Genomic DNA, 25201 nt, shown 5'->3' with positions numbered 1-25201 from the left:
CATACCTTGATCTTTTTTAATCTTTTTCGCAATATTCTGACTTATCTTCTCATTTTCCGTGCCGGGTGCTATAATGTATCTGTCATTTTACGAGGAAGCGAGGAACCAATGTGCTGAAATTTTTAGAGGAAGAACAGATCGATCCGCGGGTCATTGAAGGGATCAGAGAATTCCGCCGCAGGTTTGTACCGGAGGCAGACGACACTGTGCTGCCCCGCTATTTTTATTACGGAAAAGAAGTCTGGGAACAGGCTGCCCAGGCTCTTCTTGCAGGGGAAAACCTGCTTCTTGCAGGGGCCAAAGCCACAGGAAAAAACGTACTGGCAGAAAATCTGGCCGCCGCTTTCGGCCGCCCGGTGTACAATGTGTCTCTTCATATCAACGCCGACGCCGCCTCCATGCTGGGAACTGACACATTTAAAGACGGGGAGGTGAGTTTCCGCCCCGGCCCGGTCTGCGAAGCTGCCACGGAGGGTGGTTTCTGCGTGCTGGACGAGATCAACATGGCCAGAAACGAAGCCCTGGCCGTGCTCCACTCTGTCCTGGACTTCCGCCGCAGCATCCAGATCCCCGGCTATCAGAAGATCCGGATACATCCGGCTTCCCGCTTCATCGCCACCATGAACTACGGATATGCGGGCACGAGGGAGCTCAACGAGGCACTCTCCTCCCGCTTCATGGTCCTTGCCATGCCGGAGATTGCAAAGGAGGATCTGTCCCGGCTTCTGGAAAAAGAATTTCCATCCATGAAGCCGGAGTATGTAAAGCAGTTCACTTCCCTGTTCATTGATATAAGGGATAAATGCAGAAGCGGGGAGCTGACGGAGAAAGTCCTGGATCTGCGGGGACTCACCGGAGCCCTGCGGATGATGGAGGGCGGCCTTGCCCCCTGCCAGGCGCTGGACATGGGCATCACAAACAAAACTGCCGATGATTACGAGCAGTCTCTTGTGCGGGACATCATCTCCTCCCGGATCTCCAGAAAGGCCGACAGGGATACCATCTTCACAGTGTAAAAGGAAGGCAGGATACATATATCATGGAAACAAAGAAGCTGCCCCGCCCGGAAAGGAGGGCGCTGAACATTATCTGGACCGCCGCCGGCGACTACTCTTTCACGCCCGCCTTTACAGCTTTCACCCAGGACGGAGAGCCGGATTTCTACATGAATTCCATCATCGGATATGTGCATAAATGGTATGACCCGGACATTATGAATGATCTCTTTGACCGCATCAGCGGCTCCGCTTTCAGCGAGACGCTGGACGGCCTTTTGTGGGTGGCTCTGGAAAACTGCGTCTACGAAAAGGAGGTGGCAGACCGCCCGGTCCTGACGGAGCTGCGGCGCCGTCACGCAGAAGAATTCTTCGCCTGCGAGCTGACACGTTCCCGTCAGCAGTGGATGGCCCAGAACAGCCTTGTCTACGCGCTGCAGGCTGCCCGGTGCCGCCTCGTGCTGGGAAAGGACATGGGCCTTGCCAATCCCTGGGAGCGCAGCCTTTTTCTGGCTCTTCAGTACGACGGTTCCCTGACCTCCCGGGAGATCGCGGACAGGACCATCCAGGTATTCCGCCGTTTCTTCCACGCCGGCTTCTCCTCCGGACCTGGCCGCCTTTCCATTCTCGGGAAAATGCGAAATAAAATGCACCAGTTCCTTCTGAAAAAACTGCCCTCCCGCCTGGTGCGCACAGACACCCTTCTCATGACCGGAACCGCCGCCGCAAATGGCCGGGTGGCGGAAGGACGCCGGGGCCTGGATGCCAGGCGCCGCAGTCCCGCGGCACAGAGGGCTGACCGGCTCTATATTGAAGGATGCTTTGGCAGGCCGCTCCTGTCTGATGAAGAGCATCATCTGGTGGAAGATCTGCTCTGTACAGGCGCCCACGCGGACTCCCACCTCTATTTTACAGACGGAAAGCAGAGCCCTGCCCCCTCTCCGGATCCGGCCATCCAGAAAGTGCGCCGGGACGCCAGGGAGCAGATGCACAAAAACAAAGCCCACTTCCAGGGCGGATACCGGCTCTACAAGGGAAGCATCACCCGGCTTTCCCAGCGGATCCGGAACTGTCTCCTTGTCTACCCCCAGCCCATCCGTGTCCGCAGCCGCTCCGGAAGGCTCTATCCCTCCCAGATTTGGAGAGGGCTGTATCTGCATGATCCCCGGGTCTTCATGGACACGCTGAACGAGGCGGAGGCAGACTTTTCCGTGGATCTGATGCTGGATGCCTCCGCGTCGAGACTGGAAAGCCAGGAGATCATCGCCGCCCAGGGCTACGTCATAGCCAGAAGCCTGCAGCTCAACCGGATCCCGGTGCAGGTCTTTTCCTTTTTAAGCGTCCGGGGATGCACGGTTATGCAGAGGTTTGTGGACTATGACGGGACAGGCGAAGGCTGTGCGGAGCAGATTTTCCGATATTTCGCCGCTGGCTGGAACAGGGACGGACTTGCCCTTCGAGGCGCCGGCCATCTTATGGAGGGTTCCCCGGCAAAGAACCGGCTTCTTATCATTCTGACGGACGCCAGCCCCAACGATGACCGCCGCATTCCCCCGGATCCGGCCGCCAGAAGGCTTGTCAGCCAGGATTACTCCGGCCGCGCCGGCGTGAAGGATACCGCCGCCGAAGTCCGTGCTCTCCGCAAAAAGGGCGTGCACGTGTGCGGGATACTGACAGGGACAGACGGAGACACAAAAGCCGCCAGGGAAATCTTCGGCACCGAGTTTGTCCGCATAGAAAAGATGGAGCGCTTCAGCGAGGCCGCCGGCGTGCTCATACAAAGACAGATACAAAAGCTGACCATGCACTAGGGAATGGGATCCCGGACATGGCCAGCTTTTTTTCATGCTGAAACTCTTGTTCCAGACTCTTTATTTTACTTCAATTAGTTCATATTCCCGTGTGCCGATGCCGATCTTCTCCGCGTGAGCCAGGCAGGTCTCCCACTCGCTCTCCGGCGTGGTGTTGACAAAGTGGTCGTGGTGATCGCAGAAATCATGCTCGTGCATCCGGTCGTCAAGAAGGCTGCCCGGGATGGGCTGCTGTGCATTGCAGGCGTCCGCGCAGGCCTGGTCTAGGGCCACCGGATCAAAGCTTGCGAACATGCCCACATCCGGCAGGATGGGAAGATCATTCTCCGCATGGCAGTCACAGTACGGAGACACATCGATGACAAGATTGATGTGGAAGCTGGGTCTTCCGTCCAGCACCGCCTTGGAGTACTCGGCGATCTTCATGTCCAGATCTTTCACAGCTGAGCTGTTTTCATTGTAGATAGCGTCAAAGTTGCAGGCCCCCAGACACCGTCCGCAGCCCACACATTTACTGTGGTCAATGCTGGCCTTCTTCTCGTGGAAGGAGATGGCGCCGTGGGCGCAATTCTTTGAACAGACAGTGCAGCCCACGCAATGTTCCTGGTCCACGGTAGGTTTTCCGCTGTTGTGCTGCTCCATCTTTCCGGCCCGGCTGCCGCAGCCCATACCGATATTCTTCAGCGCGCCGCCAAATCCGGTGGCCTCGTGCCCTTTGAAGTGGTTCAGACTGATAAAGACGTCCGCGTCCATGATGGCCCGGCCGATCTTGGCCTCCTTCACAAGTTCCCCGCCTTTCACGGGTACATAGGCCTCGTCTGTTCCTTTCAGACCGTCTGCAATGATGATGTGACAGCCTGTGGAGAGCATGTTGAACCCGTTCTCAAAGGCTGCACTCAAATGCTCCAGGGCATCCTTTCTTCTGCCCACGTACAGCGTGTTGCAGTCTGTAAGGAAGGGGCGCCCTCCCAGCTCTTTGATGACATCCGCCACAGCCTTGGCATAGTTGGGACGCAGGTAGGACAGATTGCCCGGCTCGCCAAAATGGATCTTGATGGCCGTCATTTTCTTCTCGAAATCAATGTCCCCGATGCCCGCCTTTCTGATAAGTTTCTGGAGCTTTCCGGGAAGGTTCGTTCCGGGAAGAGCCCGAAGGTCCGTGAAATACACTTTTGCTTTTTCCATGTCTTTCTCCTTTTTATTTATCATTTTTATTTATATCTTTTCAGCTAAGGTCAGGCCTTTTTAAGACCCGGCACAGACAGAAGCAGCACGGCTCCCAGGATACAGACGATGCCCAGCACATCCATCCCGGCAAACATCACGTGCATTATAAGGGCTGAGGCTATGGTGGCTGTCACAGGCTCCACCGAGGCCAGCAGACTGGCCTTTGCCGCCCCGATCATGCGCACGCCCTCCATATAGAAGGAAAAGGACAGCACAGTCCCCAGCACGACCACCACGGCCATCGCTCCCACTGCCTCCAGATCCCAGTGCCCCACAACATACCAGGGATGAGTGAACGCGGACAGGACAATGCCTCCCACCAGCATTCCCCAGCCTATGACGCAGAATGTCCCGTACTTTTTCATCAGCTTTGCAGGAAGCAGGTTGTATACCGCCATCATCACCGCCGACATAAGTCCCCAGGCAAGGGCCTTTCCGGAAAGGGACATGGATCCCGGATTTCCGTGAGTCGCCAGAAGAAACGTCCCTGCCAGTGCCAGGACGAGAGCCGCGATCTCAAAGCCCCTGGGACGTCGCCTCATCCTGACAGCCTCATACCCGAGAATCAGAACAGGCGCTGTGTACTGCAGCACAGTGGCAGTCCCCGCGTTGGACAGTTCCACCGCCGTATAGTAGGAAAGCTGACACCCCGCCATACCCAGAATGCCAAAAAGAATCTGAGTGACGGCGTCTTTTCTGTCTGTCCAGATCTTCCAGAATGTAGCCCGCTGTTTCACAACCACGGTGGACAGAAGCAGGATGCCCGCCAGCACAAGACGCACGCTGACAAGCCACCTGGCATTGGTCCCCTTGTATTCAAATAGAAACTGCCCGAAGACGCCTGCCAGTCCCCAGAAAATGCCGCCGATCAGGGCGATAGCCATGCCCCGCAGCGCTTCTCTTCGCTCCATGTTCGTCATAATATCTGCCTCTTCATCTGTATTTTTTCAGAACAGAAAAATTCCCATATCTCCCTTTTTTCGGGGACTGATATGGGAATGCTTTCCTGTCTGCTATTGCGGCAACTGTTCTAGTGCACCGCAGCGTAAGGTTTTCTTTTGAAAACTTCCTTTGCCCTGGGGTCCACTTTTGACTCCATGGTATAGTAGGATCTCATCAGATCCGCTTTGATCCTCTTGCGGCTTCTTCTCTCTTTACGCATCTTTATCAACCTCGCTGTCTTAAAATTGTTGCTATAAGAAGAGTAGCACATCTTTGTCACAAAAGGATTAAGCCTTTGTCAAATCAAAGTAAAGCTTTCTTTATTTTACAGTTTTCCCATAAAAGATCAGCCCGACTACCCCGGGACCCGCGTGGGTGCCGATACTGGGGCTCACGTCGTTGATCACTACATTTTCAAATCCAAGTTCTTTTACATGCTCCTGCACGGCAAGGGCATCGTCTATACAGTCACCGTGGACAATGGCCACAGGCCGGTCCTTTCCGAAATGTTCTGTGTCCAGACACTGCTCCATTCTGGTCACAAGGGTTTTGAGAGCCTTTTTTCTGCCCCGCACAGTGCCGTCAGACTTCAGTTCCCCGGTGGATGTCACCGTAAGAAGAGGCTTGATGTTGATCATGCTGCCCACCACAGCCGTTGTCTTTGAGACACGCCCGCCTCTCTGGAGATGATGAAGGTCATCCACTGTAAAATACACATTGATGTGGTCCCTCTCACCTTCCAGCGTGTCATAGATTTCCTCCATGGAGCAGCCCTCCTCTTTGAGACGCGCCGCCCCCATGACAGACACCCCCTCCCCCAGGGATGCGTTGAGGGAGTCGAAAACGAGGATTTTTCTCTCCGGATACTCCTCCATCAGGTCCCTGGCCGCCACCTGGACATTCTGACAGCTTCCGCTGAGGGCGCTGGAGAAGGCAATGTGGAGTATATCCTTTCCCTCCTTCAAGATCTCTGTGAATTTCTCACGGATCACCTCCGGATTGTTTGCCATGGACTTGGGAAGCTCTCCCTTTCTCATGGTCTCGTAAAATTCCGACGGCTCCATCTTGATCTCATCCCCGTACACCGTCTCCCCGAACATATAATACTGGGGGATAACAGGGATGCCATACTGTGCCAGGAGCTCTTCCGGCACGTCTGAATTGGAGTCTGTTGTGATCACAAAATCTGCCATAGTAAAAAACCTCCTTGCGAAACACCGCTTTGCCCATTATATCGCATTGCCGGTAAATTTACCAGTGATTTGATTTTCTTCTTTGCAATTTGCCTGTTTAGTGATAAAGTAGTATGGTAGTTTCCTGTCCGCGCTGACGTACAGGGACAAAAGGTAAATCTATCATCACATAGGAGGAAATTATGTCTGGTCCAAATCCATCTGTCAAAAAAAATCACGCGTCTGTATTTGAACTGAACGGCGTGCCGGCCTTCGGCCAGGCCCTGCCCCTGGCTCTCCAGCACGTAGTCGCCATGATCGTGGGATGTGTCACGCCGTCCATCATTGTTGCAGGTGTAGCCGGGATCAGTGACAGCGACAGGGTCATCCTCATACAGGCAGCCCTGTTCTGCTCTGCCATCAGCACACTGCTCCAGCTTTTTCCGTTTATTAAGTTTGGGAATTTCCAGCTCGGGAGCGCCCTGCCTGTCATCATGGGCATCAGCTTCGCCTACGTGCCCAGCATGCAGGCCATCGCGGGCACCTACGACATCGCCACCATCCTGGGAGCCCAGGTAGTGGGCGGCGTCATCGCCATCATCGTGGGCTTCTGCATAAGGAAGATCCGCATCCTGTTCCCGCCCCTTGTGACGGGGACCGTGGTCTTCACCATCGGCCTTTCCCTGTACCCCACCGCTGTCAACTACATGGCGGGCGGTACCTCCAGCGACTCCTACGGCTCCTGGCAGAACTGGCTGGTTGCCTTCTTCACGCTGGCCGTTGTGACAGGCCTCAACCACTTTGCCAAAGGCTTCTTAAAGCTGGCCTCCATCCTTGTGGGTATCGTGGCGGGCTACATCCTGGCCATCCCCTTCGGACTTGTGGATCTGTCCGGCGTTCAGTCTGCCGGCCTCTTCCAGCTCCCCCAGCCCATGCATTTCTCCATGAGCTTTGAACCCTCCGCCTGCGTGGCCATCGGACTTCTGTTCGCCATCAACTCCATTCAGGCCATCGGAGACTTCTCCGCCACCACATCCGGCAGCATGAACCGGATGCCGGAGAACAAGGAGCTCCAGGGCGGCATCGTCATGTACGGCGTCAGCAACATCCTGTGCGCCTTCCTGGGAGGACTGCCCACAGCCACCTACAGCCAGAACGTAGGTATCGTCACCACCACGAAGGTCATCAACCGGTGCGTGCTGGGCCTGGCCGCCATCATCCTTATGATCGCCGGCTTTGTGCCCAAGTTCTCCGGACTTCTGACCACCATCCCGCAGTGCGTGCTGGGCGGCGCCACCATCTCCGTGTTCGCCTCCATCGCCATGACCGGCATCAAGCTTATCTTCCAGCAGGAGATGAACTTCCGCAACACCTCCATCGTGGGGCTCTCCGTTGCCCTCGGTATGGGCATCACCCAGGCCTCCGGGTCGCTGGCCGCCTTCCCCGGGTGGGTGACCACTGTATTCGGAAGCTCACCGGTTGTCGTTGCCACGCTGATGGCCATTCTTCTGAATGTCATACTCCCGAAGGAGGAGAAAAAGGAATAGTAAAAAGAGAAGGAGGATTCCCAAAAGGTGTCCTCCTTTTCCTGTCCTGCGTTTTCTCCTCTCACACATAGATCTCCGAGAATTTCTCCGCACTCACGGGCCTGCTGTAGTAGTATCCCTGGCCCTGATCACAGCCCATCTCCCGCACCAGTCCTTCATCCTCCTCTGTCTCCACCCCCTCTACCACGGTCTGTATCTGCAGATCCTTCGTCAGCTCCACCACCTTATTCATGATGATAAGCTGACGCCTGTAATCCTCCTTCGGATTCTGCAGCCGCAGCAGAAATTCACGATCTATCTTCAGCTCGTTTATCTTCAGGCTGGCCAGCGTGTTGAGAGAGGAATATCCACTTCCAAAATCGTCCATGGAAATCCGGAAGCCCATCCTGGTCAGCCTGAAGATCCTCTCGTTCAGCTCCTCGATATTCTCCATAGCCAGCCCCTCCAGTATCTCCAGCGTAATGAGGCTGGCCGGAACTCGGTACTTTTCCAGAAGCGCCTTCAGCTTGTCAATATAATCCGCCTCATAAAACAGAAGCTTTGACTGATTGACAGACAGGGGCAGCGGCTTCTTGCCCTGTTCGATCCAGGACCGGATCTGCGCACATACCTTCTCTACCATATACATGTCCAGCTCGGCGCAGAAGCCATTGCTCTCAAATACGGGAATAAACTGGCCGGGATAGATCATCTTCCCGTCCTCCGGGATCCACCTCACCAGCGCCTCCGCACCACAGACCTTTCCCGTGCCCAGATCCACCTTGGGCTGAAGATACATGTGGAACTCTTCCCTTTCCAGGGCTGTCGCCATGTGGCTCTCCACGTAGTTTTCCAGTATCTCGTCCTCGTGGAGTCTGGTGTCGTAAAACCATATGCTCTTCTTTAATGACTGTCTGGCAGTATTTAAAGCAAATTTCACATGAGTCATGCTTTTCTGCACAGAGGGCTCCTCATCCTTTACATCTGTTCCGATCACCCCACCACAGTAAAGCATGATCTGATAGCTGCCGTTATTGCTCACTACGTACCCGCTTATCTCGGCTGTCATCTCTTCCAGTCTTCCACGTATCACTTTCCTGTCCGTATCCCGGAGGAGGATGTAGAACAAGTCATCTGTGCTCCGGCAGAAATATTCTCCGTCCTTTATATGAGACTCTATTGCTTCTTTAATGCGGCACAGCAGCTGGTCCCCTTTCCGGCTCCCAAAAATCTCATTGAAGAACTTGAACTGGCGCACATTCATGGCTATCAGACTGTATTCCTGAGTTCCTTCGATGATCTCCGAGGCATCCTGCTCGAACCTCGCCATATTGCAGGCGCCTGTCACAGGGTCATACCAGGCACTTCGGATCAGTCTGTGGTTACTCCGGTATATCTGCCGGTAGCCATAGAAAATGAACAGCAGGAGAGCCAGCAGAACAGCCACGGTCAGACTCCTCATGCTTGTCATAAACTGATAGATGCTGCTGTTCACGCTCTGTGCCATCTGTACGCTGAACAGATACCATCCATTTATCTCAAGCGGCTCCAATAGGATCTGATAGGTCATGTCTCTGTACGTGAATTCTGATGCGCAGGCTTCTCCCGCAGCCATAGCCTTCCTGATCCGCTCCTGCTCCTGTGGCGCTATATAGTCCCCCTCATAAATATTCTCTGTTTTCTCCTCGACCACTCCGTCCTCCGAGCGCACGAGGATCGTGCCGTTGTCTGAAATCAAATGGATATATCCCTGTCCTTTCAGGATTGTCCTGTCCTGCAGGAGCTCCTCAAAGGTCTCCGCACCTACTCCGGCAACAAGAGCCCCCGCAATCTCCTCCCCCGAATATACCGGGACCGCATAGGCAAACACATTTTTCTCTGTGCCCCGTGGATGATATATTTTAGAGATCCCATTCTCTCCACACCATGCGTCCTTCACCACAGCCTGCACATTTTCATCCATGTCTTCCAGTGAAAGCTCATCTTCGATCATCGAGTCCACCGTCACATTAATCCCCCTCCCGGAGGTATCAAAATATCCCATACGGTCAAATTCCGTATATTGCTTTGAAGCGAGAAGCCCTCTCATAAATCCATCTGTATCCATTTTCCCAAACTGGAGGAAGCAGGCCAGCGTGTTCAGTGTCTGGAGATCCCCCTCGATCTGCCTCTGGATATTAATCTTGTACTGTTCAGTATTACTTTCCATCTGTCTGGTCAGCGCATTTTGCAGTATACCTCGCAGGTGGAAGGACACTACACTTCCCCCTGCAATGATCATAATACTCACCGCAATGACCACAACTGTCATCCGGTTCAGGCGTTTTCTTAAAGTCCTTTCATTCATGTCTCTCTCCTGTATCAGATGCTTTACATGCCGTTTTTCTGATCCGCTTCCCAGATTTCACAGTACCCTTTTTTCTTTTTGACCCTGTACAGAACCTGATCTGCCATCTTGTATAATTCCAGAAAGCTTCTCGGCCGGCTCCCATATATGCCGCCTATGGACACCGAGGTGCCGCTCAAGGGATATTTTTTTTCTGCCTCCTCACCGTACATGCGGATCACCTCATCGGCCTTTCTCCTGATCGCCTGCATGTCCTTACAGGGATAAGCCAGCACGGCAAATTCATCCCCTCCCACGCGTATCACCACGTCTGTCTGTCGGAAGATCTGCTTGAGTATCCTCCCGGTAAAATGAAGCATCCGGTCTCCCTCCTCGTGGCTGTACAGATCATTGACTTTTTTGAAATTGTCCAGGTCGATCATGAAGAAGGCGTAAGGCATGGGGATTTTCATTCTCTCGGCAATCTGTATTTCCCCGCCGCGCCGGTTATAGACCTCTGTCAGGAAATCCCGGGAGGACTCCTCCATAAGGCGGATCCGGTTCTGGACATCCTCCGAAATATCCACAAGAACGCTGATGACTGCCTCCCTGCCGTCCTCGGTAACAATCCTCCTCCCTACATCCTGCACCCACAGGTAGCCGCCCGTTTTCTTTTTGATCCTGTATTCCATGACATACTCACCGTCTGTCTCCATCCTGCTGCGGATGAGCTCCGCAACTCTGTCCGCATCCTCCTCATAGATCGCATTGGCCACCCTGCTGTTCACGGCATTCACAAACTCTTCATAAGTATATCCCATCATTTCCAGCATTGTATCGTTGATAACATACAGCGGGAAGCCTTCCTCAAGGTATCTGCCAATCACACCTCCGGGGATCATTCCACACATAATGTCCAGGAGAAGCTTCTGGGTTCGCTCGTTGAACCTGGCCGCCTGCCTGGACAGGAAGCGCAGGGGGAAGAACTCCTCTCTTTCCTGCGACCTGCTGGCCTCCGACATGTGCATGGCACTCGCCAGCCATCTGCCCTCCACTCTCCGGAAGGAGGCAGAAAAACGAGTCTGATAAAATACCAGCTCTCCAAGTCCCTTTTCCGGTGTAGTCCTGACCTGGCAGAAACAGGTCCCCGCATCCTCACCCTCAGGCTTCTCTCTGTACTCCAGTATCTGATAGGCGATAGGCTCTGGCATTGCTTCAATCTCCATCCTTAGCAGGCCCTCCAGCTGCTCCCTTCCCACGGCGACCTCATTCTCTCCGGTCCCGATGCTGTACACATCCTCTGTTACGAACGCCAGCGTCTTCTCTATATCTCTTTCCACTAAGTAGGAACGAAAAAATTCATCCAGGACCGGGTACAGCTCCGGCTTCTGAAACGCCGGCAACTCTTTGACTGTCAAAATGTCTTTCATGCGCTCTCTCTCCTTCACACCTGTTCTGATGACTGTCTGTCATTTTTTCTGTGTCGTACAGCAGGCATCCACCCTTCAGGTCTCCATTAGCAGGGTCAGTCCTGTGCTCCGAGGCTGTCAATGATCGTGATAACAAGCCCGCGTATACTGTTCTCTGTTGTCCTGTAGGGAGCGATGCGGAGTGTATACATGTGTACATCGCCGGTATTGACATTCCTTACCAGATTTACGACAGCTCTGAGCCACCCGATATGCCCTGCCTCATCCACATTCCTGTACTCCTCCGCAGACCAGAGCACGCCATTTTCATACTCCCTGATCAGCTTCTCCCTCAAAAACCTTTCCTGAAAACTCCTTTCATCCTTCCGGGCAAACAAATATCGTTTTTCAACTTCCAGAATATGTGAGTAGGTTTTCCCCCATGTCCACGCCGTCTGGTCAATCCCTCCAAGCCAGATTTCCTCAACCGCGTCCTTTGTCAGGTTTACCTTTGTGCGTATCAGCAGATGCCGCCGGACGATCTCCGGAAGCGGCCGCCGTCTCATCACGCTGCTGCCAATCCCCGCCAGCCCTGGAAGCTTTGCCTGGACCCCCACCGCCTTCAGCGGCCGTCCCTCTTCGTCGTAGGTCATACGGTAGGACATGGAACCCCATCCATAGCTGTGGCTGGCAGAGTCCCGCATCATAAAATTCCCCTTCCCCGCCGTTCTTCCACTTATCATCTCCTCGGCAAATTTCCGGAAATCCTCCGCCGAATCGGGATGAACGATCCTCCTCTCCAGAAAGGAGCGTGGAAAATCTGTCACTACTGTATCCTGCTGGCATTTTTGCTCGTCCACATTGTAGATATTAAAGGTGCGTCCTCCTATATCCACCTCCCACAGGACATGGGGGGTCTGCCGGAATGCTACCCGCAGCCGTTCATTGCTCACCCGGAGCTGCCGCTCTGTTCTTATCAGCTCCGAGATATCCGTGGACAGCTCCAGCATGACCGGATTTTCTCTGCCGGGATAGGCCACCCTCGCAGCCCTCACATGGCGCCATACCCATTTATCACCATCGACACAGATCCGATGAATATGGTCTGTAGCTCCCTCCTTTTTTGCTCCTTCCCGAAGCGCCTCCTCATAGTCAGCTTCATAATCCGGGTGAATGCCGATCTCTCTGATACTGCAGGGGACCGGAAGGGAGTCCCTGTCCCTTCCCAGCATTTGATACAGCCCGTGGCTGGCATAGATGAGCCGGATCTCAGTCCCTATCTCCAGCAGTCCGATCCCACTGTCCATATATTCCATGAGAGTGTTTACCGAGATCCCGGAAATATCCTCCTCCGATCCGCCGGTCTGTATCCGAAGCTCTTTCCGGTTGGTCAGGATATAGAAGCTTCCACGCCCGCTCTTTTTCGCTTTATAGAGAGCGGCAGCCGCCTGCCCAAACAGCCTTTCAAAGCTGATCCGCCTTCCGTATGCAATATACACACCTATGCAGGCCGTCACCCGGATCTTGGGAGCCTCCTCCGGCCTATACTGTACGCTTTCACACAGCGCTTCCGCCTGCCTGACAATTTCCTCCTCCGTGAAATCGCCGGAGAGAAATACAATAAATTCATCGTTTCCAACCTGACTGACAATATCTGAAGCCCTGAACACAGAGGAGAGCATATGGCCCATATGCTGTGTGACGCACTCCTTCTCTTTCTCTCCATAATGTTCCACGATTTCCGCAGTATTGTCTATATCGATCAGGAAAATGACACACTTGTCATTTTCCTCCATACTCCTTAAATGCTGCGAAATATACCTTTGGGCCGCCTCTCCGTCCAGCAGCTCCATTGCCCTGTCTTCCCCCCGCATCCCAGGTTCCTCCTGTTGTCATTTCTTTGGGAACAAAATCTGTCTTTTTTATCCCGCAGGCTCCTATTCCTCTATCTCATTATAAGTTTTATCCTGCGGAGTTTCAATGTAAAATTGTGACAGGAGAGACCATTTTGTTCCTCCCGGGATGAAACAATAGAAAAGGCCGGGATCCCTCCCGGCCGCAAGGCTCATATTAGCTTTCATACTTTATTCAATATTCTCGTCATCCAGCCTGTGGAAATCCCGGTTGTTCCCAAACACGTGGATCAGGGGGATGACCTTGATAAAGCAGTCGTAGTTCCCCTCCTTGATGAACTCCCGAAGCTGCACGTACTCCCTGGAATTGCAAACGCAGCTCATCTGCACCTTGGGCTCCTTGGAGTAGCCCCCCATGGCGTCGTGGTAGATGGTCACGCTCTTGTGGATGGTATGGATGACAAAATCCTCTATCTTCTCCATATTCTTTCCGATCATCTGCACATCGTACAGCTTGGGCCCCAGGTTGAACACCACGTAGTTCATGCTGTTCACATAGATGAGCTGCCCCGCGAAGGCGTAGGCCAGCTGGTCCAGGCTGAAGGCCAGGGTCATGAAAAGAAGGATGATGACCTCCTCAAAGGAGTAGATCTTCTTCAGCTCTGTGGACTTCCATATGGTCTTCTTCAGTATCTTCGCCACTGTGTCGTCCCCGCCGTAGGAAAATCCGATGCGGTAGGGAATGCCGATGCCCACGCCGTAGAGGATCCCGAACGCCGCCAGGGCGATGAGCTTCTCCTCGAAGATGATCTGCACGTCCACAAAGCTCAGCACCCACAGGACCATGGGATATAAGATGGAAAGGATGACAATGTTGGACGCATCCTTCTTTCCCAGGGTCAGCCAGGTGATGACCAGGATGATAATGGTGATGGCGTAGTAGATAAGCGCATAGTTAATACCCGTGAAATGTTCAATGGTCATGGAAATACCTGTGATCCCGGGAGCTGCCAGGCCGTTGGGTATCATGATCCAGTTGGTAGAGATACTGCAGCACAGACAGCCCAGTATCAGAAGAAACGCTTTAAAAACCGGTGATTTTCTCATGGTGCTCTGAGCAGGACCCCCGCATCCTGCCTTCCTCCTCATCTGTAATGATATACCTTTCTTCCATGTTATGCTGAACCATTCTCTTTGTCAAGATGGGCGCTTTTCCATTTCCTGATATTTTCCAGCCTTTCTGCCACCTGCCTCTCCCGGCCCTCCCCGGTGGGATGATAGTAGGTGGTCCCCCTCATGGACGCAGGGAAGCACTCCATGGAAGTCAGCTTCTCCTCTCTGTCGTGGGCGTACTCGTAGCCCTTCCCGTAATCCAGCTCCCTCATGAGGGATGTGGGCGCATTGCGGAGCTGCAGGGGCACCGGCTCCGCCCTCCCCGTCCGCACGTCCCTCTTGCAGGCCTCGCAGGCTGTATAGAGGGCGTTGGACTTGGGTGCCATGGCCAGATACACCGCCGCATGGGTCAGGTGCACATCACACTCCGGCATTCCCAGGAAATGACAGGCCTGGTAGGCGGCTACCGCCACCTGCAGGGCCTGGCTGTCCGCCATCCCCACATCCTCGCTGGCAAAGCGTATCAGTCTCCTTGCAATGTACAGGGGATTTTCCCCTCCCTCCAGCATCCGGCACATCCAGTAAATGGCCGCGTCCGGGTCACTGTTGCGCATGGACTTGTGGAGGGCGGAGATCAGGTTGTAGTGCTCCTCCCCTGTCTTGTCGTAGAGGAGGGACTTCCTGCTGATGCACTGCTCCATCCCCTCCCGGGTGACCAGGATGCCGTCCTTTCTTATCTCTCCGTTTAATACCGCCATCTCCAGGGTGTTCAGCGCCGTCCTGGCGTCGCCCCCGGCAAAGGCGGCGATGGCCCGGAGCTGTCCGGTCGTGATCTGCACGTTCTGCCCGCCAAAGCCCCTGGGGCTTTTCAGGGCGTTTTCAAGGAGCCGCAGCAGGTCCTTCTCCTCCAAAGCCTTCAGCACGAATACCCGGCATCTGGACAGAAGAGCGGCGTTGATCTCAAAGGACGGGTTTTCCGTGGTGGCCCCTATGAGGATGATGCTGCCCTTCTCCACATAGGGGAGGAAGGCGTCCTGCTGGGCCTTGTTGAACCTGTGGATCTCATCCACAAAGAGAAGGGTCCTCCTGCCTGCCCTGCGGCTCATCTCCGCCGCCTCCATCACCGAGCGTATCTCCTTTATTCCACTGGTGACTGCGCTGAAATTGATGAACTCCGCATTGGTCCGTCCGGCTATGATACTGGCCAGGGTCGTCTTTCCCACACCCGGAGGGCCCCAGAATATCATGGAGGAGATCTGGTCCCTCTCTATGATCTGCCGGAGCATCCTCCCCGGTCCAAGCAGGTGCTCCTGTCCCACAAAATCAGCCAGCGTATCCGGCCGCAGCCGGTTGGCCAGAGGCGTCATCTCCTCCCTCTGGTCAAACAATGTCATCTGTTCCATATTACAAACTGTCACCCCAATCTTCTCATCTGTCTTTTTGGATGCTTCTCTATACACATCATATCAAACATGTGTTCGTGTTTCAACAGTGACTTATTCTCCTTCGACAAAATGCGCACTTTCTCCATCCCGGCACATATGATGTAGAGAAGGGGATTTTCCAACATCACAAGAAACGGAGAACAACTATGGGTATCACAAATTCCAACAAAGAGATCAATCTGTCACAGATTGACTGTGACGGCACACTGAAGGTCACTCTGGCCCTCTCGGCGGCCCCGGATATCTCCGCCAACCCGGCGGATATCGTCCTGGTGCTGGACCGGTCCGGCAGCATGGCCGGAAGCCCTCTCGAGAACATGAAGGCAGGGGCGGACACATTTATCGATATCATCGACGAGGCCACCGACGGCGCGGGGGACGGGACCATCGGCTCCGGAAGCCGGATCGGGATCGTCAGCTTCGCCAGCACGGCCACAGCGGACACGCAGCTCATCACCTCTGTGGCAGACCTAAAGGACGCGGTGGCCGGCCTGACAGCCGGAGGCTCCACCAACCACGCGGACGCCTTCACAACGGCGGTGTCGCTCTTTGACCCTCTGTCCGCGAACGCCAAGGTGATCGTCATGTTCACAGACGGCAAGACCACGGCCGGGGCCCCGCCTGCCCCTGTGGCCGCTGCCGCCAGGGCCGCGGGAGTCATCATCTACTGCATCGGCCTCATCGGCGCGGACGGGATCGACGTCAGCGTCCTCAATGACTGGGCCACTGACCCGGACGCCTCCCACGTGGCTGTCACCCCGGATGACGCGGACCTGGAGGACCTTTTTGCCGACCTGGCCGCCAACATTTCCAGGCCTGGCGCCACCAGCATCGTCATCAACGAGACGGTCAACCCGGACTTCACCATTGTGAGCATCGGCCTTCCCACCAAGGGAACCGCCACAGTGCTCAGCCAGACTTCCCTGCGCTGGGAGATCCCGGCCCTGGGGGCAGCGGGAAACGAGGGGGCTTCCCTTGAATTCTATATCCGTCACACAGCACTGAGCGCCGGAACAAAGCTGGTGAACCAGTCCATCATCTACGAGGACACAGAGCAGAATGCGGTCACCTTCCCGGACCCGTCTGTGGAGGTAAGCTGCGGCATCATCGTGGACCCGGAGCCCTGTCCCGAGCCGGCAGACATTGCCTTCGAGAGCTGTCAGGACTCCCTGACCGTGGACCTGGGAGATACCTGGCTGGAGTCCCAGGGGCGCATCCTCCAGCTGGATGTGACTGTCAAAAATGTCTGCCCCGGAAAGCGGGTGGCCCTCGGCATCATCCTGACCGAGACAGACACGAACGGGCAGGAACACTCACGGGGCATGAAGGCCATCACGATTCCCGCCCACTACGCTCCCACCTGCCGGGACGTGACAGTCAAGTGCGTCAGATTCGTCCTGCCGGAGGATCTGAACGTCTCCGGAGGCTGCCCCGGCTCCCTCTGCAGCCAGAGGAACCTGAAGGTGCGGGTCATCGCACACAATATCGACACAGACTTCCAGTGCTGCGGCTCTGTGGTCTCCTAGATGACCTGGAACTCCTTCCACCTTCCCTTACAGAACCTGTGCCAGAAAAAGGGGCAGGATCAGTATCTTCAGGTCCCGGTTGGAGAAAAGCTTTCGCTCTTCCGGAAGGCCGGCCTTTGGTTCTGTTATCTTCATCAGAAATTGTTTCAAAGCATTTCACCCCGCCCTCCATTATAGCCTCCTTGCCTTTTCCCTGTCGAATACCTGCTCTTCATACCTTCCAATGCCTGGAAGGCATAAGGAACGCCCGGGAAAGGCGCTCTCCTCTCCCGGGCGTTTTCTATTCCTATACAGTTCTTCTGCTCTGCTGCCGCAGGAAATCTGTCACCGCACAAAATTGGTGTGCAGTCCCTCTTCCTTCTCCGGCAGCCCGTACTCTTTTTTGCCCAGGGCAATGCTCTTCATGAGGAAGGACATGTTCCTGGCCAGGGTCCGCATGGTCTGCAATCCCTCTGCATCTTCCAGCGCCTCCCCGGGCATCTGGCCGTGGACGCTGTTCCAGTACTGGCTGGAGGCCACCGGCATGCCGCAGATAGTAAAATACTTGTTCAGCTCGTCAAAGGTGGCGGACAGGCCTCCCCGTCTTGCCACCACCACGCTGGCTCCCACCTTCATGGTCTTGTCAAAATGCGTGCTGTAGAACAGACGGTCCAGGAAGGCGATGAGGGTGGCGTTGGCGGAAGCGTAGTACACCGGGCTTCCCACCACAAGGCCGTCGCACGCCTCGAATTTCGCCGCCGTCTCATTGACAAAGTCGTCAAAGACACATTTTCCTGTGTTGTGGCAGGAGCGGCAGGCGATGCAGCCTCTTATATCCTTGTTTCCGATATGGAGGATCTCCGCCTCCATCCCTTCTGCGTCAAATACCTTCTTCATCTCCTCCAGGGCAGCAGCCGTGTTGCCCTTGGCGTGAGGACTTCCGTTGATCATTAAAACCTTCATATTCTTCTCTTCCTCCGCTTTCCACATATGCTAATCCGCGTTGCTGGCCGCGATCTTCACACGGCTCCACAGGTCGCTGATGATCTTCTTTGTGCTCTCGTTGTAGACAAACACCTCATCGTTTTCATTGTCCGCTCTGGGGATGTAGGCGTTGATGCCCTCGTAGTCCCCGCCCTCCCCGGACAGCACCTCCATGACCTCCTGGTTGGCGGAGGTGTAGCCCACGTAGCTGGAGTTGTCGTAGGCGCCATCGTAGTCACTGGCAAAGTTGATGAACGCGTGGGCCAGATCCGGATTTTTCGCGTTCTTCGGGATGACCATGGCGTCGGACCAGAGGTTTGTGCCGGTCTCCGGCATGTAGTAGCCCATGTCCTCATTTTCCGCCATGACATAGGTGGCGTCTCCGGAGTAGATCAGCCCAAGTGCCTTCCTTCCCTGTGCCATGTTGTCGATGATCTCATCTGTGACGATCTCCGTGTCCATGGTCTCCACGCACTGCACCAGCCAGTCATAGGCCTCCTGCAGCTCCGCCTCGTTCTCCGTGTTCATGGAGTAGCCCAGAGCCTTGAGGGCCATCATGAAGGAGTCCCTCTCTGAGTCGTACAGGTACACATCTCCCTTGTACTTCTCGTCCAGGAAGATGTTGTATCCCTCCTGTTCCAGGTCCTCGATATCCACCTTTGTCTTATCGTACACGATTCCCACCGTACCCCAGAAATAGGGGACAGAGTAGTCATTGTTCGGATCATAGGGCAGCCCCAGCACCTCATCGGAAAGCTTGTCAAAGCAGTCCAGCTTGGATTTGTCCAGCTTCTGCAGGTAGTCCTCCTGTATCAGGCGCTGGATCATGTAGTCGCTGGGGACAAGGATATCGTAGGACTCTCCGTTTGCCACCTTGATGTACATCTGCTCATTGGAGTCAAAGTTCTCCATGACCACCGTGGCTCCGGTCTCCTCCTCAAAATCGCCGATGATATTCTCGCCGGTGTACTCTCCCCAGTTGTAGATGTGGAGGGTCTGTCCCTCAAAGGGCCGATCCCCGCCGGCTCCCCCTCCTGCGCGGAAGGCAAAGAGGCCGATCACAAGGGCGCAGCACACGGCCACAGCCGGAACAAACCTCCTGCGCCTTCCCAGCTCCGCCTTCCTGCTCCTCCTGGCCGCCAGGACGGGGGCCACGTTGATGACGATGAGCACGATGGTGATGATCACCACCACAAGGGTGGACACGGCATTGATGCTTGGATTGACCCGCTTGCTCATGGTGTAGACCACAATGCTCAGGTTCTTCACGCCCCGGCCGGTCACAAAGTAGGAGATGATAAAATCATCCACAGACATGGTAAAGGCGATGAGGGCGCCGGAAAGGATGCCCGGGGTGATCTGAGGCACGATGACCTTCGTCAGAGCCCTGAATGGGGTAGCCCCCAGGTCCATGGCCGCGTCCGCCAGGTTCGGGTCCAGAGACCGGATCTTTGGCATAACGGACAGCATGACATAGGGGATACAGAAGGCGATGTGGGCCAGCAGCATGGTCATGTAGCCCTTCTCCACATTAAAGGTGATAAAGAGGAGCATGAAACCGATGGCTGTCACGATCTCCGGGTTCATCATGGGCAGGTTGTTCACCTGCTCCATGATATTTCGCACGATCTTCCTTGAGCTGGAAAGTCCGATGGCCGCCACTGTGCCCACCACCGTGGAGACAAGCGTGGCAATGATGGCCACGCTGAAGGTGGTGTAGAGGGCCGTCATCATATCGCTGGATTCCATCATGTGCTGATACCAGCGCAGGGAAAAGCCTGTAAAGCTGGTCAGCGATTTCCCCTCATTGAAGGAGAAGACGATCATGTAGAGGATGGGGAGATAAAAAAACGCGATCATGAGGACCATCAGTATCTTCCCAAATGGGCGTCTGTTCTTTTTCATGCTCTCTCCCCCTTTCCTCCCTGGTTGTGTATCTCTATCTTGCGCACCGCCATCATGAGCAGCATCATGATCACGGCCATGATCATGGAGATAGCGCTTCCGAAGTTCCACTCACCGACGGTGATAAACTGGTTCTCGATCATATTTCCGATGAGGAAATACTGTCCGCCGCCCAGCAGCTTCGGGATAAAGAAGGAGCTGACCGCCGGCAGGAACACCAGGGTGATGCCGTTGATGACGCCCGGCAGGGACAGCGGGAATGTCACCCTCCTGAAGGTCTGCACCGGGCTGGCTCCCAGGTCCGCGCTGGCCTCCAGAAGGGAGTAGTCCATCTTGGACAGGGACGTCTGGATCTGCAGGATCATAAAGGGCAGAAAATTGTAGACCATGCCAAGGAGCACGGACCCTTCCGTGTAGAGAAGCTCCACATCCCCGAGGCCGAAGAGGCCCAGTATCCGCTGGATGATGCCCCCCTCGCTGAGAAGTCCGATCCAGGCGTAGGTCCTCACCAGCATGTTGATCCACATGGGAATGGTGATGCACAGGATCAGTATGTTCTGCACCTTCTCCCGGCTCCTGGCGATAAAGTACGCCACAGGATAGCCCAGGATCAGGCAGATGATGGTGGTCTTCACAGCGATCACAAGGGAGCGCCACAGGATCAGGAGGAAATCCGGATCCGTGAAGAACTTCACATAGTGTTCCAGTGTAAAGGAAAAAGATATGATGCTGTTTCCCGGTTCCATGAAGGAGTACATGGCGATCAGCGCCATGGGGAGCACCAGCATCAGCGCGGCCCACACAATGTAGGGCACTGCCAGTGTTGAAAATCTTTTCATCTAAAATACCTCCCTGGACATAACGTGGATATCCTCCGGGAAGAAGGTGAGTCCCACCTCCTGTCCCTCCTGGGTGTAGTCTGTGGTGTGTATCTTGAACTCCCGGCCCGTGGTGGAGAAGGTGATCTGGTAGACGCCCTCCTTCACGTTCTCCGGCTCGAAATCATAGTCCACGCTGAGGTCCACGGACTCGTCCTCGTTGCTCAGCTTCCATCCCTGGGCGCCGGCCCAGGTCTTCAGGTCCGTGTCCAGAGCCTGGGACTCTGTGATCTCATCCACAGTCTTGAAGAAGTTGAAGGCCATGACGCCCTCGTTTGCCTTCTCGTTCTTGACAAAGGGCTGGTCCACCACGTAGATGGTCTTCTCGATGCTGGTGCCGCCTGATGTGGTGAAGGTGACCGGATATTTTCCTTCCTCCTTCTCCAGGCTGTACTCCACCTTTGCGATGGAAATGTACTCGTCCGTCTCCGGGTCCCAGGCCTGGGCGTTGGACAGGGCGATGATCTCCTTGTCGTCCAGTCCCTCCACATCGTCGATATCCACATAGAAGTCGTTGGCGCTGATCATCTCCTTGCCGTCCTCGCTCTTCACATCCTGGTTCCTTATGACGCGCATGTTGACTGTCACACTGGTACCGGGCACGGTCTCCACCATGATCTCATAGTGGACTCCCTTGAAGAGCACGCTCAACACCTCGCCTGTCATCTTGCCGTCCTTCACATCCACGATGTCGATATCCTCGGGACGGATGACCACGTCCACCGGCTCGTTCTCCTTGAAGCCAAAATCCACACAGTCAAAGGTGATGTCGTCAAAGCGCACCTTGTAGTCCTCCGGCATGACTGCCGGGATGATGTTGCTCTCCCCGATAAAGTTGGCCACAAAACGGTTGGCAGGCTCGTTGTAGATATCCTGGGGACTGCCCACCTGCTGGATCTCTCCGTTCTTCATGACCACGATCTTGTCAGACATGGTCAGGGCCTCCTCCTGGTCGTGGGTAACAAAGATGAAGGTGATCCCCACCTCCTGCTGGATCCTTTTCAGCTCGTACTGCATCTCCTTTCGGAGCTTTAAGTCCAGGGCTGCCAGTGGCTCGTCAAGAAGCAGGACCTTGGGCTCGTTTACAAGGGCCCTGGCGATGGCCACCCTCTGCTGCTGCCCGCCGGACAGAAGGGTGGTATTCTTGTCCTCAAAGCCCTCCAGGCCGATGAGCTTCAACATCTTCATCACCTTCTGGTCGATGACGTCCTTGCTCATCTTCTTGATCTTCAGCCCAAAGGCGATATTTTCATACACACTCAGATGGGGGAAAAGGGCGTATTTCTGGAACACGGTGTTCAGCTCCCTCTCGTAGGGCGGCTTTTTGCTTATCTCCTCCCCGTCAAAGATGACAGAACCCTCGTCCGCATCCAGAAATCCTCCCAGGATCCGCAGCAGGGTAGTCTTTCCGCATCCGCTGGGCCCCAGCAGGGTGACAAATTCATTTTCGTATATATCAAGGTTGATCCCCTTCAGAACGATCTGTCCGTCAAAATTCTTTACAATATTGCGGAACTCTATCAGTTTTTTCTCTTCCATCTCACTTCTCCTTCCTGTAAGAACATGCTAAAACATGGGCGGCGTAGTGATCCAGAGCACTCTGGCATCACTGCTGCCGTGGTTGTACAGATAATGGCTTGTGGTCCCGTCCAGGTAGAAGGTCTCCTTCGCCTTCACCCTGTACTTCTTGCCTCCCTGTACAATGGTCACACTCCCCTTGAGCACATATCCGAATTCCTGCCCCTGGTAGGCGGACATGACCTGGCTCTTTTTGCGCGGGTGCAGCGTCAGGATGATGGGTTCCATCTGGTTCTTCTGGGCATTGGGGACGATCCACTCGATGGTGCAGTCCTCCTGCTCATCCACAAAGAAATCCTCTGTCGGAAAGACGATCTGCTTTTCTTCCTCCTCCCGGAAAAATTCAGACAGACTGCTGCCCAGGGCTTCCAGGATATCCTCCAGGGTGGCAATGCTGGGGGTCGTCAGGTTCCTCTCCACCTGGGACAGAAATCCCTTTGTCAGCTCGCTCCTGGAGGCCAGGTCTCCCAGAGTCAGGTCGTTCTGCAGCCGCAGCTCCTTTAGTTTCTTTCCAATATCCACACCGCACCTCCTGTTTTCTAATACTATACTTTTCGTTAAAAATTAATGAACCTTCTCTATTATACATAGGTCTGTCAGAAATGCAATAGCTTTTGACGAATTTTTATCTTTTCTGTCTGCTCACTGTGAAGGATTTTTCCCATCTGCCTGACCTGGCGGGGCGTACCCTCATCAACTCTGACGGGGATACGGTAGATTTAGATGTAGCAAAATCAGATATCACATATGTATACTCTTCCAATATGTATATTGCATTCTCAGAAAGCATATACTATAATGCCATTAGGCTAAAAGATACAAGTATTCCAAGAGGAACACGCAAAACGAAAACCCCGGAGGTGTGCCAGACCTCCGGGGTTTTCTATTCCGTTTTTGTGGCGGCTTAAACCACAGGCTGATTACCGGCTAATTGTCGCTGTCCAGCCATTTTCCTTTCTTAAGCTTCCAGCACGCTCTTCCTTCCGGCCGCCTTCTCTTTCCTCTCTTTCTTCCCCCTCACAGGCTCGCCGTTCTCTCCCTCATAATCTCTGCCCCATCCAGTGATGACAGAAAAGAGGAGGACAAGGAACAGCATCATGCTGTAGAACATGCTGCCTCCCACCTGTGTGACAGTGAGGGGCGCTGCCATGTCGTAGCCCTCTGTCAGGGAGGTGCCTATAAATACAAACACGCTGAGGAAGGGAACATTCAGCACAATGGCGTTGGCGAAGCCGTCCAGCAGGTTGGCCCGGCGGTAGGGATGGAGCCCGGCTCGCCTGCCGATCTCATTTTGTATCTTTCCAAAAGTCGCCATGGAGGCGCTTGTCACCCCGCCGAAGATAAGGGTGGTGACGGAGATGCCAAGCATCATGGCCACCTCCGCTCCCCTCGCGCTCTTTCCGAGGCGGCTCGACAGGATTGCCTCCGCGATACGGTCCAGAACGCCTGCCGCAGTGAGCACACCCATGATGCCGTACACGGAGAGCACCAGCACCACCGTGGCCATCATGCCGCTGATGCCGTCTGTCAGAAATCCTGCGGGAACGCCGTCCTGGATAGAGATCACATCAGCAAACGTGAGGAGCCTGGACCCCAGGCCGATCGCTGTTCCCAGGAGGGTGCCGGCTGTGATGGCTTTGTAGATGTTCCTTGTCTTCACCGCAAGCACCAGCATGACTGCCACAGGTATGAGCATGATCAGGGTAGACGGGTTCCTGTTTCCTGCCAGTATCTCCTCTCCTCCTGCCCCTGCGGTCCCGCCTCCGCCGGACACCCAGAACAGGACAAAGGAAAAGGCCGCGGCTACAAGGGAATATTTCAGGCGGGTGGACACGCATCCTCCCACATCCGCTGTTCCCGGCCGGTTCCTGTACTCCTGGGTCCCGGCTGAGATGATAGTGGTGTCCGAGATGGGCGCCAGATTGTCTCCGAAGACAGCGCCGCCCACGATGGCCCCGGCCAGCACCGGCGCGTTGCTCCCCAGCAGGATGCCCGCCGGATAAAAGATGGGGAAGCAGGTAAACATAGTCCCCAGGGAGGAGCCGGTGGCAGTGGCTATGACGCAGACGGCAAAAAAGGTAAATGCCGTAAAGAGCCCGCCGCTCACATGGAAATAATCTGCCAGCCATACAAAGCCGGAGGAGATATCAGCCGCCTTTATCATGGATGCAAACATGCCGATGATGAGAAGGAGGATACCGATGGGCACCGCCTCCCTGGCCCCCTCATAGACAGCCTCCCAGAAACGGTCATACTGTCCTTTTTTCACAAACATGGCCCCCGCGAGAAGCCCCACAAAGGCTCCCATGGCCAGCGCATACATCTCAAATGCCTTAAAGACGACAAAATAGAGGATGCAGAAAAAGAGAAAGATCGCAACCGGAAGAAAAGCCATGGCCCATCCGCCGCGAAATTCCAGTCTTTCTTTTGTCTGCGTGTTCTTCTGCTGCTCCATAAAAATACCTCCTTCTTTTACTCGGTAGTGTCCAAAACTACCATGCTTTTTATTGGTTAAAGTTACGTTTTACCTTG

At 54.7% G+C, this 25201-nt stretch carries 19 protein-coding genes and 1 pseudogene; 4 read left to right on the top strand and 16 right to left on the bottom strand.

Annotated features, from left to right (window positions below; genetic code table 11):
* Positions 1–110 precede the first annotated feature (110 nt).
* Positions 111–1016, top strand: a complete 906-nt coding sequence (locus Q5911_RS01840) for an AAA family ATPase (protein ID WP_076777526.1) — start codon at positions 111–113, stop codon at positions 1014–1016.
* 23 nt (positions 1017–1039) lie between these two features.
* The gene (locus tag Q5911_RS01835; RefSeq protein ID WP_303180539.1) at positions 1040–2806 is read left to right on the top strand and encodes a hypothetical protein; all 1767 of its coding nucleotides are present in this window, start codon (positions 1040–1042) and stop codon (positions 2804–2806) included.
* Between the two features lie 60 nt (positions 2807–2866).
* Here Q5911_RS01835 and Q5911_RS01830 read toward each other — a convergent pair whose 3' ends face one another.
* From Q5911_RS01830 to Q5911_RS01815, 4 genes are all read right to left on the bottom strand, one after another.
* Positions 2867–3991 (bottom strand): DUF362 domain-containing protein, encoded by a 1125-nt coding sequence (locus tag Q5911_RS01830; RefSeq protein WP_076780860.1) that lies wholly within the window; start codon positions 3989–3991, stop codon positions 2867–2869.
* 50 nt (positions 3992–4041) lie between these two features.
* Positions 4042–4953, bottom strand: coding sequence for an EamA family transporter (locus Q5911_RS01825; RefSeq protein WP_303180536.1), 912 nt, complete (start codon positions 4951–4953; stop codon positions 4042–4044).
* Positions 4954–5063: 110 nt separating this feature from the next.
* Positions 5064–5195, bottom strand: coding sequence for a hypothetical protein (locus Q5911_RS01820; RefSeq protein ID WP_264176825.1), 132 nt, complete (start codon positions 5193–5195; stop codon positions 5064–5066).
* A 100-nt stretch (positions 5196–5295) separates the two neighbouring features.
* A complete protein-coding gene (locus tag Q5911_RS01815) occupies positions 5296–6168 on the bottom strand; it encodes a DegV family protein (RefSeq protein WP_303180533.1) in 873 nt (290 codons plus the stop codon).
* Between the two features lie 182 nt (positions 6169–6350).
* Between Q5911_RS01815 and Q5911_RS01810 the strand changes: the two genes are divergently transcribed.
* Positions 6351–7694 carry a uracil-xanthine permease family protein gene (locus Q5911_RS01810; protein ID WP_303180530.1) on the top strand — a complete coding sequence of 448 codons (1344 nt, stop codon included), beginning with the start codon at positions 6351–6353 and terminating at the stop codon, positions 7692–7694.
* 61 nt (positions 7695–7755) lie between these two features.
* Here the strand turns inward: Q5911_RS01810 and Q5911_RS01805 are convergent, their stop codons facing one another.
* From Q5911_RS01805 to Q5911_RS01785, 5 genes are all read right to left on the bottom strand, one after another.
* Positions 7756–10020 (bottom strand): bifunctional diguanylate cyclase/phosphodiesterase, encoded by a 2265-nt coding sequence (locus Q5911_RS01805; protein ID WP_303180527.1) that lies wholly within the window; start codon positions 10018–10020, stop codon positions 7756–7758.
* A gap of 23 nt (positions 10021–10043) precedes the next feature.
* The gene (locus tag Q5911_RS01800; RefSeq protein WP_303180525.1) at positions 10044–11429 is read right to left on the bottom strand and encodes a diguanylate cyclase; all 1386 of its coding nucleotides are present in this window, start codon (positions 11427–11429) and stop codon (positions 10044–10046) included.
* 95 nt (positions 11430–11524) lie between these two features.
* Complete coding sequence (locus Q5911_RS01795; RefSeq protein WP_303180523.1) at positions 11525–13282, bottom strand: diguanylate cyclase; 1758 nt, start codon at positions 13280–13282, stop codon at positions 11525–11527.
* Between the two features lie 210 nt (positions 13283–13492).
* Complete coding sequence (locus tag Q5911_RS01790; protein ID WP_303180522.1) at positions 13493–14410, bottom strand: YitT family protein; 918 nt, start codon at positions 14408–14410, stop codon at positions 13493–13495.
* A gap of 26 nt (positions 14411–14436) precedes the next feature.
* Positions 14437–15777 (bottom strand): replication-associated recombination protein A, encoded by a 1341-nt coding sequence (locus Q5911_RS01785; RefSeq protein ID WP_303180521.1) that lies wholly within the window; start codon positions 15775–15777, stop codon positions 14437–14439.
* Between the two features lie 188 nt (positions 15778–15965).
* Between Q5911_RS01785 and Q5911_RS01780 the strand changes: the two genes are divergently transcribed.
* Positions 15966–17345 carry a vWA domain-containing protein gene (locus Q5911_RS01780; RefSeq protein ID WP_303180520.1) on the top strand — a complete coding sequence of 460 codons (1380 nt, stop codon included), beginning with the start codon at positions 15966–15968 and terminating at the stop codon, positions 17343–17345.
* 27 nt (positions 17346–17372) lie between these two features.
* Here the strand turns inward: Q5911_RS01780 and Q5911_RS01775 are convergent, their stop codons facing one another.
* The 7 genes and pseudogenes from Q5911_RS01775 to Q5911_RS01745 all read right to left on the bottom strand — a co-directional run bounded on the left by Q5911_RS01775 (position 17373) and on the right by Q5911_RS01745 (position 25124).
* Entirely contained in the window at positions 17373–17495 is a 123-nt protein-coding gene (locus tag Q5911_RS01775; protein WP_303180519.1) for a hypothetical protein, read from the bottom strand.
* A 174-nt stretch (positions 17496–17669) separates the two neighbouring features.
* Positions 17670–18287: a flavodoxin family protein gene (locus Q5911_RS01770; protein WP_191384205.1), complete on the bottom strand. Its 618-nt coding sequence runs from the start codon at positions 18285–18287 to the stop codon at positions 17670–17672.
* Between the two features lie 30 nt (positions 18288–18317).
* Positions 18318–20213, bottom strand: coding sequence for an extracellular solute-binding protein (locus tag Q5911_RS01765; protein ID WP_303180516.1), 1896 nt, complete (start codon positions 20211–20213; stop codon positions 18318–18320).
* Complete coding sequence (locus tag Q5911_RS01760; protein ID WP_303180515.1) at positions 20210–21052, bottom strand: ABC transporter permease; 843 nt, start codon at positions 21050–21052, stop codon at positions 20210–20212. Before Q5911_RS01760 ends, Q5911_RS01765 begins: the two co-directional genes overlap by 4 nt.
* A 498-nt stretch (positions 21053–21550) precedes the next feature.
* A pseudogene (locus tag Q5911_RS01755) lies at positions 21551–22630 on the bottom strand (ABC transporter ATP-binding protein); the annotation flags it as partial.
* A 27-nt stretch (positions 22631–22657) separates the two neighbouring features.
* A complete protein-coding gene (locus Q5911_RS01750) occupies positions 22658–23191 on the bottom strand; it encodes a helix-turn-helix domain-containing protein (RefSeq protein ID WP_087172956.1) in 534 nt (177 codons plus the stop codon).
* A 436-nt stretch (positions 23192–23627) separates the two neighbouring features.
* On the bottom strand, positions 23628–25124 hold the full coding sequence (locus tag Q5911_RS01745; protein ID WP_303180512.1) for a Na+/H+ antiporter NhaC family protein: 1497 nt from the start codon (positions 25122–25124) through the stop codon (positions 23628–23630).
* Between the last annotated feature and the right edge of the window lie 77 nt (positions 25125–25201).

This window comes from Lachnoclostridium phocaeense (assembly GCF_959599685.1).
In the GTDB taxonomy this organism is placed as follows: Bacteria; Bacillota; Clostridia; order Lachnospirales; family Lachnospiraceae; genus Claveliimonas; species Claveliimonas monacensis.
This window is presented reverse-complemented; position numbering and strand designations above follow the sequence as displayed.